Raw genomic sequence first — 14385 nt, 5'->3', positions numbered from 1 at the left:
AGTGGGCCCCGGCGCCGGAGCTGGCCCCGGAGCCGGAGCCGGAGCCGGAGCCGGAGCGGGTGTCGGGGGCGGGCCGGGTGCGGGTGCCGGAGCCGGTCCCCGTGCTGGAGCCGGCGTCGGCCCCGGCGTTGCCGAGGGCGCCGGCGCCGAGCCCGGTGCCGCGCCCCCGGCCGGTTTCGGCTTCGCGCAGGCCTCTCCCGAGCACGCTCCGGCCGCCGCCGAGGACGCGTCCGCCTCGCCCTCGCCGGGGCAGCCGGGGGCGGGGGCGCCGCTGAACCACCTGCCGACGGCCGTCGGGCAGCAGGGCGAGCTGATGCCTCCGGCTCCGGCCGCCCCAGCCACCCCGGCCAGCCCGGCGGGCCACGCACAGGCTCCGCCGCCCGCCCACCCCGCCTACGGCTACCCCCAGCCGCCCTTCCCACCCCAGCAGCACCCTCAGGCGCCCGCCCCGACGCCCGCCTACGGCCACCCTCAGCAGCCCTGGACGCCCGGGACCCCCGCGCCGTACAACCCGTACACCGGCGGAGCCGTCGCACCTGGCTCGACCCCGCCCTACGGCCCTCCCGCTCCTGGTGCCACCCCGCCCTACGGCCCCGCCGCCCCCTACCCGCCGCACCCGCAACCGCAGCCGGAGCCTCCGCGCCGCAACGGCCGCTCCACCGCGGCCCTGGTCGTCGTCGCCCTGGTCGTGGCGCTCGGCGCGGGCGGCTCGGTCTACGCGCTCATGAGCGGTGATGACGGCGGGGACGACAACAAGGCCGGCCCCACCCCCACCATCAGCGCACCCACGACCCCCGGACCCACGCCCACCACCACCCAGCCGTCCCCCTCGCCGACACCGACCACCTCGGCCCCCACGGACGGCGCGGTCCCCGCCGGATACCTCGGCAACTGGACGGCCGACATCGACAACGCCGACGGCCACCACACCCGCCAACTCACCATCCAGGAAGGCGAAGTCGGCGACACCGTGCTCTCCCTCGTCGCCGACGGCCCCGACTACCACTGCGTCTTCCAGGCCGCGCTCACTGAAGAGCCGGGCGCGGACGGCCCGTTGGAGATCGGCCCGTCCACGGTGACCGTCGGGCAGCCCGCCAGTTCCTGCACACCCGGCGGGGCCACCGAGATCACCCTGCTGTCCGACACCGCCCTGGAGCGGGTGAACACCGGCAACGGGGAGAAGCTGACGTACACCAAGAGGTAACCCCAAGTACCCGCCCATGTAAGGCCGTTGCGCCCGCGCAGTCGTACGGTCCCGTCGGTGGAATGGCTGAGCGCAGAGAATCTCGTCGCCGTGGGGACGGCCGTCCTCGGTATCGCCGCCTCCGGAGTCATGGTCTGGTACGAGCGCCGGGTACCGCGCCGCAAGAGGATCGGCTACCGCGTCCAGATGGACAACCCGATAGGCGACGACGTGCGTTCGGGCCGGGCCAACGTGAGGCTAGGTCTCTTCGACGAGGCCCCCGACATGTCCGACGCCACCCTCGTCCTCCTCCGCGTCGAGAACGACGGCTCGCAGGGCATCGACCGCGACGACTACACGGGCCCCTCTCCGCACGGCCTGACCGCGGTCTTCACCGACCGCACCATCCGCGGCGTCTCGGTCACCCAGCCCACCGACCGCGACCACCTCATGGACCACTTCACCCCGGAACGCGGCTTCGGCTACGAGGGCAACCGGCTGCGCATCCCCCGCGTCCCCCTCAACCGGGGCGACCACTTCAAGCTGCTCGTGCTGCTGTCCGGCGGGGACGTCGGCCGCGAGATACGGCTCACCGGCGGCCTGCGCGAGGGCGAGGTGCACCCCAACCGCAGCGCGACCCCGGACGAGACCCCGCCCCTGCTCAGCGGCCCGGCCCGGCTCTTCACCGCGCTGCTCACGCTCTCCGTCGTCGCGCTCGCCGGCATCATCGTCGCCCGCGACGACACCCGCCCCCCGCTCGGCTGCGAACAGGGCGAGCTGAGAATCACCGGCTCCACGGCCTTCGCCCCCGTCGTCCGCACCCTCGCGAAGGAGTACGAGAAGGACTGCGAGGGCGCACACATCACCGTCGAGGCCCGCGGCAGCGAGGCAGGTGTCGTCGAACTCGCGGCCGCGGACCCCGGATCGAACGTGATCGCCTTCTCGGACGGCCCGATGGGCGCCCGGCTGAACCTCCACGGCGAGAAGGTCGCGCTGTCCGCCTTCGCCCTCGTCGTCAACGACGGCATCGACCTCGGGCGCGACGGTCTGACCCGGGCGCAGGTACGGCGGCTCTACGGCGGCGCGATCACGCGCTGGCGGCAGCTGGACCCCGCCCTCCCCGACCTCCCGGTCGTCCTCGTCAGCCGCAACGCCGACTCCGGGACCCGGCAGACCTTCCAGGACCGGGTGCTGGGCGCCTGGGAGCGGGTGGCCAGCACCTCACTGGACTGCGTCCACAAGGACGACCGTTCCGCCCCGGTCGTGCGCTGCGAACTGAGCTCCACCGACCGGGTGTTGGACAAGGTGGCCGCGGTGCCGGGCGCGGTCGGCTACACCGAACTCTCCGTCGCCGCCGGGCACAAGGGCCTGCGGACCGTCCCCCTCGACGGCATCGCCCCCTCCGTACAGGCCGACGACTACCCGTACCGGGGCGTCGAGTACGCCTACACCCCGCGCACCCCGAAGCCCGGTTCACTCACGGCCGCCTTCCTCGCCTACCTCGACGAGACGGCGAGCCAGGACGTGATCCGCGCGCAGGGGCATCTGCCGTGCGCGCGGGAGGCGGCGTCCTGCGAGTGACCCTTGCCGGTTATTGAGGTGTCCACGACCATGACTGGGGTCGGTCACCCCCACCCCGGGAGGGCACATGCGTCCCAACAGGAGAACCGTCCTGACCGCGACAGGAGCGGTGGCATTAGGTACGGCGGTGCCCCAGACCCAGGCCGAGGCGGCCCCGGCCGGCGGCCGACCACCCGCAACCGCTCAACCCCCGAACCGCGAACTCCGCGCCCTCCTCCGGGAGATCGACCCCGCCCGCATCGAGGCCACGGTCCGCAGACTCGTCTCCTTCGGCACCCGCCACACCCTCTCCACGCAGGACGACCCGGCCCGCGGCATCGGCGCCGCCCGCGACTGGCTCCTGTCCGAGCTGCGCTCGTACGCCGAGGCCTCCGGCGGCCGGATGACCGCCGAACTCCAGTCGTACGTCCAGGAACCGGGCCCCCGTATCCCGTCCCCGACCCGCATCACCAACGTCATCGCCACACTGCGCGGTTCGGTCACCCCCGAGCGGATCTACGTCGTCTCCGGGCACTACGACTCCCGGGTCACCGACGTCATGGACGCCGCCTCGGACGCCCCGGGCGCCGACGACGACGCGTCCGGCGTGGCCGTGGTGCTGGAGCTGGCGAGGGTGATGGCGAGGCGGCGGCCCGCCGCGACGATCGTGTTCGCGGCGGTGGCGGGGGAGGAGCAGGGCCTGTTCGGATCGGCGTACATGGCCCAGCAGTTCAGGGCGGCCGGGGCGGATGTGCAGGGCATGTTCACCAACGACATCGTCGGCAGCCCGACGGCCGACGACGGCACGGAGGACCCGTACACGATCCGTCTCTTCGCCGAGGGCGTCCCGTCCTCCGAGACCGCCGAACAGGCCGCGCTGCGCCGCTCGGTGGGCGGCGAGAACGACTCCGCGACCCGCCAACTCGCCCGTTTCGTCAGGGATGTTGCCGACAACGACGCGACCGGCATGAACGTCCGTGTCATCTACCGCCGGGACCGCTACCGCCGCGGCGGCGACCACATCCCCTTCCTCGAACGCGCCTACCCCGCCGCCCGCTTCACCGAGCCCGCCGAGGACTTCGCCCACCAGCACCAGGACGTACGCGTCGAGGACGGCAAGCAGTACGGCGACCTGCCCGAGTTCTGCGACTTCGACTTCACCGCCCGCGTCGCCAAGGTGAACGGCGCCGCCCTGTGGACCCTGGCCCAGGCCCCCGGCACCCCCAGAGCCGCGAAGATCATCACCACCCTGCTCACCAACTCCACCCAGCTGGTGTGGACAAGGGGCACGGAACCCGACCTCGCCGGCTACGAGATCGTCTGGCGGGAGACGACGGCCCCCGAGTGGACCCACGTCGTCCCGGTCGGCGACGTGACGACGTACGAGATCGACCTCTCGAAGGACAACGTCTTCTTCGGCGTCCGCGCGGTCAACACGAAGGGCCTGAGAAGCCCGGTCGCCTTCCCCGACCCGCAGAGCTAGGACGGGATCCCAAGAGCTGGGACGGACCCTAGATCCAGCCCTGCTGCCAGGCGTGATGGGCCGCCGCGTGCCGGGTCGTGGCGCCCAGTTTGGACATCGCGGCGGAGAGATAGTTGCGCACGGTCCCCTGCGCGAGATGGACCTGCTCGGCGATCTCGGCCACCGACGCCCCCGTACGGGCCGCCCGCAGCACCTCCAACTCCCGTTCGCTGAGCGGGCAGTCGGCCTCGCTCAGGGCGGATGCGGCGATGTCCGGATCGACGTACCGGCGTCCGGCGGCGATGTCGCGGAGGATCTCCGCGAGCCGGGCGGCGGGGGTGGTCTTGGGCACGAACCCGCGCACCCCGGCGGCCAGCGCGCGGCGCAGCACGGCGGGCCGGGCGTGCCGGGTGACCATGACGACATGGGTGTCCCGGTGGCCCGCCCGGATCTCCTCGGCGGCCCGCAGCCCGTCCGTGGGCGGCATTTCGAGATCCAGTACGGCGATGTCGGGCCGATGCTCCAGAGCGAGCCGTACGGCTTCGGTGGAGGTCGCCGCCTCCGCGACCACCGTGAGGTCGTCCTCCAGGCCCAGCAGGGCGGCCAGGGCACCGCGCAGCAGGTCCTCGTCGTCGGCGAGCAGCAGCCGGATCATTCGGTGGCCCCTGTCACGGGCAGCGTCGCGGTCACGGTGAAACGGTCCCCGTCCGCCCGTGCCCAGGTCAACTCCCCACCCGCGCCCCGCAGTCGCTCGGCGAGCCCGCGAAGGCCGGTGCCGTCGGCGCTGCCGGGCGGGGCGTCGGCCCCGTCGTTGGCGATCCGCAACCGTGCGCGACCGCCGCTGACGCGATAGTCGACCTCGGCGTGCGCGGCCCGGCTGTGCCGGAGCACATTGGTGGTGGCCTCGCGCATGACGAGCCCGAGGAGCTGACGCACGGGATCGGCCAACTGGGCTTTCAGCGCGTCCGGTTCGAGGTCCATCCGCGCGTCGATCCCGGCCGCCGCGAGGACCCGGGTGGCATTGGCGATCTCGTCGTCCAGGTTCGTACGCCGAATCCCCTGCACCACGGCCCGCGTGTCCCGCAGCGCGTCCGAACACAGCTGCCGCACCTCCTGCATCTCGGCGGCGGCACGGACGGGATCGACCTCGGTGAGCCGAGACGCCAACTCGGCCTTGAGCGCGATGACTTGAAGATGATGCCCCTGGATGTCATGCAGATCGGACGCGAACCGCAGCCGCTCGTCCTTCACCGCCAGCTCCGCCTCCAACTGCCGCGCCCGGTCCAGCCGCCCCGCGATCCGCCACGCCCACAACGGCCCGAGCACGGTCCACACCGTGAACGCGGTCAGACAGGCCGGAAACAGCGCTGCATACGCCAACTCCCCGTCCCCGGAAGCCAGACTCACGACCCCACCGGGAACGAGCGCGACCCCGACGGCACCCCCGACCAGCCACCGCCTCCCGGCCGTAGCGGGCAGACAAGCGGCGACGACCGCCACGGTCACCGCGGGCGCCACCGCCCACAGCCCGTAGTTGTGCCGCGCCAACGGCAGCACGGCGAGCACCCCGGCGGCGAGTACAGCGGTCACCAACCACCCGGACAGGGCCCGCACCCCAGCCGCCCGCTCCTCCATCGCCCCACCGAGCAGCACAGCGGCGGCCACGGCATGCACGGCCAACGCCGGCACCACCGGCACCCGCGCCCACAGCGGCACATCCCCGTCCAAGGCCCATGCCCCATAGGCCACCACCAGCACACACAACACGGTCCCCGGCACGGCCCACCACGTGTAGCGCCGAAAACTCGTGAGCCCCGCCCCGTCCTCCACGCGGCCATTGTGGGACCGATGCCGCCGGAGATGACAGATGTCATACGACGACGTAGGCACTCGGCACTACTGACGCCCTCCGGGCCCCCGCCACTCTGAGGTGCATGAGCGACCCCCAAGGACGACCCCCAAGGAGGAGTCATGCACCACGGATTCGCCCGCCACTACATCGAGATGATCCTCGCGATGCTCGCCGGCATGCTCATCCTCGGCGGCGCCCTGCGCGGCACCCTCGCCCTCACGGACATCCCGTACGGCATGTCCGCCCACCCCGAACTGGTCACCCTGGAAATGGCGTTCACCATGTCGGCGGGGATGGCGTTCTGGATGCGACGCCGAGGTCACGCCTGGCCGGGCATCGCGGAGATGACGGCGGCGATGTTCGCCCCGGCCCTGGTCGTCGTACTGCTGCTGAGCCTGGATGTGATGTCCCCGGACGCAGCGATGGCGTGGGAGCACCTGGCGATGCTGCTGCTGATGCTCGCGGTGATGCTCCGCCGGAGGGCAGAGTACGGGGCATAGAGACTGGGGTGACTGCGCCTACCCAGGGGCGCGGGGAACTGCGCGATCAGCCACAACGCACCCGCACCCGAACAACGACCGCACCCCCCACGGCCCCCCGTCACCGAGCCTCCGGCGGCCGCTGCCGAGGCATGTTCGGCCGCGCACCCCCCGCCCCCGGCGGCAACGGAAACCTCCCCTGCACCACATTCGCGTCCACCCGCGGCGCGCCCCCCACCGCGCCCTGGATCCCGAGCGGCGCGGACCCGGTCCGGAACTCCACCATCCAGTCCGCGGTCTCCACCCGCACCAGCTCGGTCACGTCCTCGGAGAACCTCCGCAGCACCCCGAGACACCGGTCCGCGGCCTCCCCGGCGGTCCCCTCGGCCGGCCCCAGCACCTCCCGGACGCTCTCCGAGGCCCAGTCGAACTGAAGGACCTGGAGCCGCCGCTGCACGGCCTGCGCGGTGGCCACGTCCCTTATCCACCCGGAGGTGACCCCGAAGAACCGGTCCACGGCGACGCACGAGACCGCGAGGAGCAGCGCCAGATACCCCCAGGCGGCGACCCCGCCGACGACCCCGGCGAGATCGAGCAGCGGCAGCGCGGCCCCGACGACGGCACCCGCCGCCGCCCCGCCCCGCAGGGCCCGCGCCCCGCGCCGCTTCCAGACCCGGTCCGCGAGATACCAGGCGGCGGTGTCGAGCGCCCCGCGCTCCACCCACCGGTACAGCTCGTCGAGCCGGGGCGCGGGCTCGCCCCAGTCCCCGAGGGGAAACGTCCGTCCCGTCAGGTCGCCCGGCCGCGGCCCGGCCGCCTCCCCGCCCCGCCCGTCCGCGGGCGGACCCTCGGGCTGCATCTCCGGCTGACCCACCCGGCACTCCCTACTGATCACGGCCGATCACGCTCTGTGACGCATGATGCTGACGCGCCGGGTCTTTCCTACCGCCCAATGGGTGGCGAAGGGACGGCTTTCACTCCTTTTCCGCCCGGAAGTGGGCCTTGATCAGGTATAGGACTCGACGTCATCTCACTCGAAAGAGTGCTGGAGCGATGGCTGGGAGGACCACGTAGGCTCATGTCAGAGCACAAAGACAGCCGACGACACACAGACGTAGAGCGGGAGCTGATCGTGATCCCCGGTGGTGGCCAGCCCAATATGCAGCAGCTGCTCCAGCAGGCCCAGAAGATGCAGCAGGACCTGGCGAACGCGCAGGAGGAACTGGCGCGGACCGAGGTCGACGGCCAGGCCGGCGGCGGCCTGGTCAAGGCGACGGTCACCGGCTCCGGTGAGCTGCGCGCCCTGAAGATCGACCCGAAGGCCGTGGACCCGGACGACACCGAGACCCTCGCCGACCTGATCGTGGCGGCCGTGCACGCGGCCAACGAGAACGCGCAGACCCTCCAGCAGCAGAAGCTCGGCCCGCTGGCCCAGGGCCTGGGGGGCGGCATCCCCGGCCTGCCGTTCTGAGACCCGGGCCCGCCTTTCGAAGAAGGGCGTCCGCCAACTACCGTACGTACTCAAGGCACCCAGGAAGGGCGGCAGTCCGTTGTACGAAGGCGTGGTGCAGGACCTCATCGACGAACTGGGGCGGCTGCCCGGCGTCGGTCCCAAGAGCGCCCAGCGGATCGCCTTCCACATTCTCCAGGCGGAACCGACGGACGTACGGCGTCTCGCGCAGGCCCTGATGGAGGTCAAGGCGAAGGTCCGTTTCTGCGCGACCTGCGGCAATGTTGCACAGGAGGAACTGTGCAACATCTGCCGTGACACCCGCCGCGACCTCTCGGTGATCTGCGTGGTGGAGGAGCCGAAGGACGTGGTGGCGATCGAGCGCACCCGTGAGTTCCGAGGCAAGTACCACGTCCTGGGCGGCGCGATCAGCCCGATCGAGGGTGTCGGACCGGACGACCTGCGTATACGAGAACTTCTCGCGAGGTTGGCCGACGGTACGGTCACGGAGCTGATCCTGGCCACGGACCCGAACCTGGAGGGCGAGGCCACGGCCACGTATCTCGCCCGCATGATCAAGCCCATGGGCCTCAAGGTCACCCGCCTGGCCAGCGGCCTCCCGGTGGGTGGCGACCTGGAATACGCGGACGAGGTGACCCTCGGCCGCGCCTTCGAGGGGAGACGACTCCTAGATGTCTGACGCCACGCTGCACGCCACGTCGCAGGACCCGGACGACTTCGCGGTCCAGATCGCGGACCAGGTGGAGAGTTTCCTGGTGGCGGTCACGGAGGTCGCGAAGGGCGACGAGCCCGACTCCGCCGTGCCCTTCCTCCTCCTGGAGGTCTCCCAGCTCCTCCTCGCGGGTGGCCGCCTGGGCGCCCACGAGGACATCGTCCCGGACGAGCGCTACGAGCCCGACACGGGCCCGGACGCCGACGTGGACGAGCTCCGCGAGAACCTGGCCCGCCTCCTGGACCCGATCGACGTCTACTCCGAGGTCTTCGACCCCTACGAGCCCCGCAAGGCCCCCGTGCCGGCCCGTATCTCCGACGACCTCACCGACGTCATCACCGACCTCCGCCACGGCATGGCCCACTACCGCGCGGGCCGCACCACGGAGGCCCTGTGGTGGTGGCAGTTCTCCTACTTCTCCAACTGGGGCTCCACGGCCTCCGCGACCCTGCGCGCCCTCCAGTCGGTAGTGGCCCACGTCCGCCTGAACCAGCCCCTGGAGGAACTGGACGGCCTGGACACGGACCAGGCGGCCATGGGCGACGAGACGCTGGAGTTCGAGGCAGGCAGGGTGATGGCGGAGGAGATCGCGGGCCCGCTGGGGATGCGCCCGGTGAAGTGACCGGCGAGTGGGCGTGTGCGGCCTGGTGTCAAATCCCGTGTCGTCGTTACACGGTGACGTCCCGTCGGGACTCTCAACTCATGTGCCGGGGCACAGTGCCCCGGCAGTCGAGGGAGAGGAACCGGCATGGATACGACCGCCGTCGTCCTGGCGATCGTTTCGGTCGTCAGCGGAAAGGTCTGTCTGCTGACAGCCCTGTGGCTGCGTCTGCGCTGGCGCACCAAGCATGAGCAGGTGCAGCGACAACACCTCACCGAGGTGTCCAGGTCGATTGCCGGGAGCGACCAGGCGGAGGTCGTGGAGCAACGCCCCGACGGCCACAGCCTTCGCATCACCATTACGCGCAGCCCGGGGGAGAAGAGCGCGGCGTGACTACGATCGATCCGCCAGAAGGGCCTGATCACCTGGTCGGGCGGGAACGGGAAGAGGTCCGCCCGGCACCCGACGATCACCGCATGGTGGACCGTGCCGCGACCGTCGAGGCATTCTCCGCGTTCTATCGCGAGTCGATTAGGCCATTGATCGCGCACCTGATCACCACGGGCGTATCGCCGACGACTGCCGCCGACATAGCCCAGGAGTGCATGACCGAGCTGTTCAGGCGCTGGGACGACGTCGAGCACCCGCGCGCCTACGTCTACGTGTCCGCGGGACGGATGTGGGTGCGCAGGGTGGCGAGCCTCCAAAAGGAGGCTCCCGTAGGGGAGTTGCCGGAGCCCACCTCGCTGGTGCCCAACCCCGACGAGCTCGAAGAGTTCGAGACCAGGCACCGCGTACTCCAGGCATTGAAGACATTGCCTCCCCGGCAACGCCAGGTCCTGTCCCTCACGTTCCAGTCCTTCACCCCCACGGAGATCGGCGAGCAGTTGGGGCTGGAGCCCGCGACGGTCCGCGCCCATCTCATGAGAGCCCGGCGAGCCGTCGCCGACTACTTCAAGGACGTCAAGGACGGAGAGGGGGAGCAATGGCCGACCAGCGGCACGTGACCGACGACCAGAACGTGATCGCTCCCTCGTCCTCCTCCCAAGCGATGCAGCAGGGTGTCGGCCCACAGAACCCGCTGGTACGCCCCTACGCGATGACCGGCGGCCGGACCCGTCCGCGATACCAGTTGGCGATCGAGGCCCTGGTGTTCACGACGGCGAGTCCGGCGCAGCTGATGGGCCAACTCCCGGAGCACCAGAGGATCTGCCACCTGTGCCGTGAGGTGAAGTCGGTGGCAGAGGTGTCGGCACTGCTGACCATCCCGCTCGGCGTCGCCCGGATCCTCATCGCCGACTTGGCTGAGGCCGGACTCGTCTCCATTCATCAGCCGGGTGGTGACGAAAATGCCGGCGGCCAGCCCAATACCTCGTTGCTGGAAAGGGTGTTGAGCGGACTTCGCAGACTGGATGTTCCGACTGCGGCACATCAAACGGATGCGCTCCCGCCTGCGTCGGCCGCTGCGGAGCGGAGCCTTGAGGACGACCACGGGGCACTTGTCGACGACCTCGGCGACGTGATCGACACAGAGGCCGGTCTCCAGGAGGTGCTGCTCCAGGCTCGTTACGACGATGCCGTAGAGGATCTCACCGGGGCCCTGGACGTCGACGCCGGACTCCTCGACGTCTTGCGCCGCCAGACGGACTCGGGCTTCGACACATGACGCTCTCAGTCCAAGGCGGCAAGCAGTGCTTGGTGATCGACGTACGGGGAGGTGGGCGTCGGTTCGCTGTACCACCGCAGCGGCCACGTGTTCCCGTCCAGCGCCGGAATCCCGATGTACGTGACGGTCCGAGACCCGCTCCCGCCGAACCGCTGCACCCCCAACGGCCAGCTGTGCGCGCACACATCGCCGGGCGCGAGCAAGAAGTACATCCACCGGAACCCGAGCACCTCGCACACGATCGGCCCGGCGTCGCCGTCCGTGGCCTCGATGAGTCTCGCGGCGACCTGTTCCCCACGCACCCCCTCGATCCGTACGGCGTCGAAGTGGACCCCGGTGAGACGGAGTTGGTGACCGGAGGCGGGGACCCACTCAAGGGGGTCGATTGCGTTCGTCATGGTCACACAGTGGCGTCGAAAGGGCTACGCTCGGTAGTGACTGAGGTGATACACGCCGGGGTGTATCCATCGGAGGTGCGTCCTGTGTCAGGTCAGTACAACTCCCACTCGCCGGCGCCGGTGGCCTGGCGCTACAGCGGCAACCAGCTCAAGCGCTGGCGTACGAAGGCGAGCGTCAGCCGTGAGGAACTGGCCGCCGCCTCCAACTACTCACCGGACACGATCAAGGCCATGGAACAGGGCGTCCGGATGCTGACGCCGCGTGTGCTGGACGTGGCGGACGACATGTGCGGGGCGGAGGGGATGCTGAGTTCGGCCAAGGATTATCTGCAGAGGGAGAAATTTCCGGCGCGGTTACAGGAGTACGTGGAGAGGGAGAAGGAGGCGGTCAGCCGGTGGTCGTATGACGCCACGTACATCCCTGGGCTGCTACAGACGAAGGACTACACACGGACTCTGATCGAGAACCGCTACCCGCCCCTGGACGAGGAGACGGTGGAGGAGCGGATCATCGGCCGTATGGAGCGGCAAGCGATCCTCACTGAGCGGAAGCCGCCCGTGGCCCTCAGATTCGCCATCTATGAGGCCGCGCTGCGAAGTCCCCTGGTCGATGCGGAACAGCTCAGCCGCTTGCTGGAAGTCTCCCGTCTGCGGAACGTGGTTATCCAGGTGCTCCCCTTCGTACGGGCCATCCCTGCAGCGTTGTTGGGACCCATGGTGTTGCTGGAGACCCGTGACCACGAGCGGTTCGCCTACGCGGAGGGGCAGTTGGGTGGCCTGCTGTCGGCTGACCCGGATCTCGTCAGCCGCACGGCGGAGCGGCTTAGCATGATCCGCGCGGAGGCTCTCAGCCCCGCAGAGTCGTCCCGTTTCATCGAGGAGATGGTGGATCGCCGTGAATGACCAACTGAAGTGGTTCAAGTCGAGCTACAGCGACGACGAGGGCGGCGAGTGCCTCGAAGTCGCGTTCGCCACCGCAATCCACATCCGAGACTCCAAGCTCCCCTCCAGCCCCGAGCTCCACATCCCCGCCCCCGCCTGGTCGGCGTTCATCTCCGCAGCTCAGCCCGGAGCTTGAGCCCCGGGCTCCGAGCTCTTCCCATGGGTTTTCTGGGTTTTTGGTTTGGTTGAAATCCAACCCAACCAACCATGTCTGAACGGAAGTTGAGGCGTCGTACCTCGAAAGGGTGACGTTCCGTGATCGGCTTGCGCCGGAAAGTAAAACCGCTCTAGGTTCGCGGCGAACAAGCAAATAATTCGGCCCCGGTCGGTGCTACCAACACCGGCTCCGGGGCCTGACCTACGGATCGAAGGAACCTCGATCGTGGCTTACGCCCAGCCTAGCCCTGCCCTGCCGTTCCCGTCGCACCCGATGGCCAAAACGGGTTACGGCAAACGCCCCGCCGGTGACGAAGACCCGCACGCCGACCCGGACTTCGCACACCTGAGCCCCCGTGACCGCGAGATCGCCGTCTTCGTCGACCATCTCGAAGAGGGCCACGCGATGGGCTACAAGGCGATCGCGGCGGAACACCCCATGTACGGCCAGCAAGCGGTCCGCACCTCGATGGGACGCATCGGCCTCGCCGGCCACCTGCGCTGGATCAAGGAGCACATCACCGTCGAGGACAACTCGATGCGGTGGGTGACGCGCACGTACTGGTCACGAACCCCCAGGTCACCGGAGTGGTGGGCGGACTTCGCGCGGGACCGGGACGGCAAGGACGTAACCGAAGACCACCTGCCGGGACTGGCCCGCGTAGAGGAACAGCTGTCAGAGACGGACGAGCCCGCCCTGGACGACATCGAACTGCCCGTCGAAGAGCCCAGCGAGGCCTACCAGACCCTCGCCGAACTCCAGGCCGCCGACCCTCGCATGCCGCTCTCCGACCAGGACTGCCGGAACCTCGAACACCTCGTCGCCCAGTGGCTGGACCATGGCGCCACTCCACAGGAGATCACCAAGGCCCTGACGGACGGGCTTCCGCCCACCGTCAGCAATCCGGGCGGATTCGCCCGCAAACGACTGGAGACCAAGATGCCCCCGAAGAAGGCGAAGATCCGGCAGAAGGCCGCCCGCAGCGCCCGAGTGACCCGCGTACTCATGGCCTGCGGCCTCTGTGACGCCGATGAGCGGACGACCGAGATCGTGAACGGTCTGTGCGGCGAATGCCTCGCGGAGGTCGAGGCGGATGGGCCGGTGTGGGTGTACCAGGACCCCGTCCCCGACACATTCCTCCCCGCCCCGCGCAAAGGCGGCGGCCTGCCGGGCGCCGACGAGGTCATCGACGTCACCGAGCGCGTGGACGCGCTTCGCCGCGCGGCGGGACTGCTGTGAGCGTGCAGGAAATGCCGGTCGGGGCAGTATGGAGTCGAGGAGGCGACGCCATGACCCCCAGGACCGAGCATCAGCCGCAGATGTCCGTCGAGGAGTTCGAGGAACTGGAACGACAAGCCCCGGAGACCGTGCGGCTGGAGTTCATCAACGGGAAGGTCGTGGTCAAGCCCATGGGCGACGGCAACCACCGCGAGATGATCGCGTGGCTGCAACGAGTGTGCATGCAGCATCGCCCCGACCTGTGGCTGCACTCGGAGAGCGGGTTGAAGACCGAGCGCTACCGCAAGGGGCGGGCTCGCGCTGACGGAGTGCTGGTCCGGGTGGGCGGCCTCAGGGGGCACGGAGAGTGGTCGGAGGCGAAGGGCACTCTCATGGCTGTGGAGATCACGTCCTACGACTCCGACACCAACCAGCGTGACCGCATCGGCAAACCCGATGGCTACGCCGCCGCAGGCATCCCCGTCTACCTCCTCATCGACCGCGACGACTGCTCGGTCATCGTCTTCAATCAGCCGGAGGACGGCCGCTACCGCCACGAGGAGAAACTCCCCTTCGGCGCCACCGTCAAGCTCCCGGAACCGGTGAACATCACCCTCGACACCGAGCCACTCAAGGAGTTCGCGGACTGATAGCCGTCGCCCACTCAGGCATACGCCCTCGGCG

The 14385-nt window shown here is 69.9% G+C and carries 16 protein-coding genes and 2 pseudogenes; 14 read left to right on the top strand and 4 right to left on the bottom strand.

Annotated elements, in window-relative coordinates; genetic code table 11:
- The 3 genes and pseudogenes from ABZ928_RS09725 to ABZ928_RS09715 form a co-directional block, all read left to right on the top strand.
- A pseudogene (locus tag ABZ928_RS09725) lies at window positions 1-1204 on the top strand (serine/threonine protein kinase); the annotation flags it as partial.
- Window positions 1205-1261: 57 nt separating this feature from the next.
- Window positions 1262-2764, top strand: coding sequence for a substrate-binding domain-containing protein (locus ABZ928_RS09720; RefSeq protein ID WP_361516522.1), 1503 nt, complete (start codon window positions 1262-1264; stop codon window positions 2762-2764).
- Window positions 2765-2891: 127 nt separating this feature from the next.
- The gene (locus tag ABZ928_RS09715) at window positions 2892-4226 is read left to right on the top strand and encodes a M28 family metallopeptidase (protein WP_361516521.1); all 1335 of its coding nucleotides are present in this window, start codon (window positions 2892-2894) and stop codon (window positions 4224-4226) included.
- Between the two features lie 28 nt (window positions 4227-4254).
- Here ABZ928_RS09715 and ABZ928_RS09710 read toward each other — a convergent pair whose 3' ends face one another.
- Both ABZ928_RS09710 and ABZ928_RS09705 read right to left on the bottom strand, forming a co-directional pair.
- Window positions 4255-4860, bottom strand: coding sequence for a response regulator transcription factor (locus ABZ928_RS09710; protein ID WP_361516519.1), 606 nt, complete (start codon window positions 4858-4860; stop codon window positions 4255-4257).
- On the bottom strand, window positions 4857-6035 hold the full coding sequence (locus ABZ928_RS09705) for a histidine kinase (RefSeq protein ID WP_361516517.1): 1179 nt from the start codon (window positions 6033-6035) through the stop codon (window positions 4857-4859). Before ABZ928_RS09705 ends, ABZ928_RS09710 begins: the two co-directional genes overlap by 4 nt.
- 141 nt (window positions 6036-6176) lie before the next feature.
- Between ABZ928_RS09705 and ABZ928_RS09700 the strand changes: the two genes are divergently transcribed.
- Complete coding sequence (locus ABZ928_RS09700) at window positions 6177-6557, top strand: hypothetical protein (RefSeq protein WP_361516516.1); 381 nt, start codon at window positions 6177-6179, stop codon at window positions 6555-6557.
- A 100-nt stretch (window positions 6558-6657) separates the two neighbouring features.
- On the opposite strand, the gene ABZ928_RS09695 is transcribed toward ABZ928_RS09700, so the two are convergent.
- Window positions 6658-7410, bottom strand: coding sequence for an SLATT domain-containing protein (locus tag ABZ928_RS09695; RefSeq protein ID WP_361516515.1), 753 nt, complete (start codon window positions 7408-7410; stop codon window positions 6658-6660).
- A gap of 258 nt (window positions 7411-7668) precedes the next feature.
- On the opposite strand from ABZ928_RS09695, the gene ABZ928_RS09690 reads away from it, so the two are divergent.
- From ABZ928_RS09690 to ABZ928_RS09665, 6 genes and pseudogenes are all read left to right on the top strand, one after another.
- A complete protein-coding gene (locus ABZ928_RS09690; protein ID WP_361517612.1) occupies window positions 7669-8007 on the top strand; it encodes a YbaB/EbfC family nucleoid-associated protein in 339 nt (112 codons plus the stop codon).
- A gap of 79 nt (window positions 8008-8086) precedes the next feature.
- Window positions 8087-8686: a recombination mediator RecR gene (gene recR, locus ABZ928_RS09685; protein WP_361516514.1), complete on the top strand. Its 600-nt coding sequence runs from the start codon at window positions 8087-8089 to the stop codon at window positions 8684-8686.
- Entirely contained in the window at window positions 8679-9341 is a 663-nt protein-coding gene (locus ABZ928_RS09680) for a DUF5063 domain-containing protein (protein ID WP_361516512.1), read from the top strand. The genes recR and ABZ928_RS09680 overlap by 8 nt, the downstream gene beginning before the upstream one ends.
- Window positions 9342-9467: 126 nt before the next feature.
- Window positions 9468-9713 carry a hypothetical protein gene (locus ABZ928_RS09675; protein WP_361516510.1) on the top strand — a complete coding sequence of 82 codons (246 nt, stop codon included), beginning with the start codon at window positions 9468-9470 and terminating at the stop codon, window positions 9711-9713.
- An 83-nt stretch (window positions 9714-9796) separates the two neighbouring features.
- A complete protein-coding gene (locus ABZ928_RS09670; RefSeq protein ID WP_361516508.1) occupies window positions 9797-10327 on the top strand; it encodes a sigma-70 family RNA polymerase sigma factor in 531 nt (176 codons plus the stop codon).
- 68 nt (window positions 10328-10395) lie between these two features.
- Window positions 10396-10731: pseudogene (locus tag ABZ928_RS09665) on the top strand (DUF742 domain-containing protein); the annotation flags it as partial.
- Between the two features lie 260 nt (window positions 10732-10991).
- Here ABZ928_RS09665 and ABZ928_RS09660 read toward each other — a convergent pair.
- Complete coding sequence (locus ABZ928_RS09660; protein WP_361516506.1) at window positions 10992-11390, bottom strand: hypothetical protein; 399 nt, start codon at window positions 11388-11390, stop codon at window positions 10992-10994.
- Window positions 11391-11504: 114 nt separating this feature from the next.
- Between ABZ928_RS09660 and ABZ928_RS09655 the strand changes: the two genes are divergently transcribed.
- The 4 genes from ABZ928_RS09655 (at window position 11505) to ABZ928_RS09640 (ending at window position 14351) form a co-directional block, all read left to right on the top strand.
- Window positions 11505-12287: a helix-turn-helix transcriptional regulator gene (locus ABZ928_RS09655; protein ID WP_361516504.1), complete on the top strand. Its 783-nt coding sequence runs from the start codon at window positions 11505-11507 to the stop codon at window positions 12285-12287.
- Window positions 12280-12462, top strand: coding sequence for a DUF397 domain-containing protein (locus ABZ928_RS09650; RefSeq protein ID WP_361516502.1), 183 nt, complete (start codon window positions 12280-12282; stop codon window positions 12460-12462). Before ABZ928_RS09655 ends, ABZ928_RS09650 begins: the two co-directional genes overlap by 8 nt.
- A gap of 294 nt (window positions 12463-12756) precedes the next feature.
- A complete protein-coding gene (locus ABZ928_RS09645; protein WP_361516501.1) occupies window positions 12757-13722 on the top strand; it encodes a hypothetical protein in 966 nt (321 codons plus the stop codon).
- Between the two features lie 50 nt (window positions 13723-13772).
- A complete protein-coding gene (locus ABZ928_RS09640; protein WP_361516499.1) occupies window positions 13773-14351 on the top strand; it encodes a Uma2 family endonuclease in 579 nt (192 codons plus the stop codon).
- The last annotated feature ends 34 nt before the right edge of the window (window positions 14352-14385 follow it).

It is taken from the genome of Streptomyces sp. NPDC046909, assembly GCF_040644695.1.
GTDB lineage: Bacteria > Actinomycetota > Actinomycetes > Streptomycetales > Streptomycetaceae > Streptomyces.
This window is presented reverse-complemented; position numbering and strand designations above follow the sequence as displayed.

What these genes read in the sequence shown, in the direction of transcription:
- ABZ928_RS09710 (WP_361516519.1), bottom strand. Translation starts at nt 4,860, where the DNA reads ATGATCCGGCTGCTGCTCGCCGACGACGAGGACCTGCTGCGCGGTGCC.
- ABZ928_RS09700 (WP_361516516.1), top strand. Translation starts at nt 6,177, where the DNA reads ATGCACCACGGATTCGCCCGCCACTACATCGAGATGATCCTCGCGATG.
- ABZ928_RS09680 (WP_361516512.1), top strand. Translation starts at nt 8,679, where the DNA reads ATGTCTGACGCCACGCTGCACGCCACGTCGCAGGACCCGGACGACTTC.
- ABZ928_RS09675 (WP_361516510.1), top strand. Translation starts at nt 9,468, where the DNA reads ATGGATACGACCGCCGTCGTCCTGGCGATCGTTTCGGTCGTCAGCGGA.
- ABZ928_RS09670 (WP_361516508.1), top strand. Translation starts at nt 9,797, where the DNA reads ATGGTGGACCGTGCCGCGACCGTCGAGGCATTCTCCGCGTTCTATCGC.
- ABZ928_RS09645 (WP_361516501.1), top strand. Translation starts at nt 12,757, where the DNA reads ATGGCCAAAACGGGTTACGGCAAACGCCCCGCCGGTGACGAAGACCCG.
- ABZ928_RS09640 (WP_361516499.1), top strand. Translation starts at nt 13,773, where the DNA reads ATGACCCCCAGGACCGAGCATCAGCCGCAGATGTCCGTCGAGGAGTTC.